The organism is Pseudomonas sp. URMO17WK12:I11 (genome assembly GCF_007677725.1).
Classification (GTDB): domain Bacteria; phylum Pseudomonadota; class Gammaproteobacteria; order Pseudomonadales; family Pseudomonadaceae; genus Aquipseudomonas.
The window spans coordinates 1-305 of record NZ_VEDF01000053.1; the positions used below are offsets into that span (position 1 = coordinate 1).

A 305-nucleotide genomic window follows, 5' to 3' on the forward strand; every position below is an offset into this window, starting at 1 on the left:
CTGCATACGCATTTGGCGCCTGGCGTGCATCAGGCCGTGCGCCACCTGAACAGCGTCAATCAGCTGATCTACAACGGTGTACACCTGATCGAGCTGCAGGTGCAGATGAAGCTCGGCGAATACTACGCCTTGCAGAGCGCGCACCTGCGCGAGCTGCAGAACAGCGCCAGCGTGAAACTGGCCAAGCTGCGCGAACAGGTGATGCCCGACCTGGACGACGTGCGCGCCGGCATCTTCAAGCCGGTGGGCCGGGTTAAACCGATCATCCAGACCGGCCTGCTGAGCCTCGCCGTGCTCGACCCGAA

1 protein-coding gene is annotated in these 305 nt (G+C 63.0%); it reads left to right on the forward strand.

All coding sequences use genetic code 11. From position 1 onward, the window contains the following. A partial coding sequence (locus tag FS665_RS23495) for a hypothetical protein (RefSeq protein ID WP_178108402.1) occupies nt 1-305 on the forward strand: 305 nt, incomplete at both ends.